At 68.8% G+C, this 256-nt stretch carries 1 pseudogene; it reads left to right on the top strand.

Annotated elements, in window-relative coordinates:
• A pseudogene (locus IU459_RS37985) lies at positions 1-256 on the top strand (IS701 family transposase); the annotation flags it as partial.

Here is a 256-nt window from a genome sequence, read left to right on the forward strand (position 1 = left end):
GTCGCAGCGCTGTCCAAGGGCCGGTGGCACGCGATGGCGGCAGGAGACGGCGCGAAAGGCCCACGCCTCTACGACTGGGCATGGATCACCCTCGCCGACGACCACGACGCCTCGCCCGGACACCGGTGGCTGCTCGCGCGTCGTAATCGCACCACCGGGAAACTCGCCTATTACCGGTGCTTCTCCACCAAACTGCCACGTCTGGGCACGCTCGCGCGGGTTGCCGGGCGCCGCTGGTCGATCGAGGTCAACTTCC

This window comes from Nocardia amamiensis (assembly GCF_015477605.1).
Taxonomy (GTDB): domain Bacteria; phylum Actinomycetota; class Actinomycetes; order Mycobacteriales; family Mycobacteriaceae; genus Nocardia; species Nocardia amamiensis_A.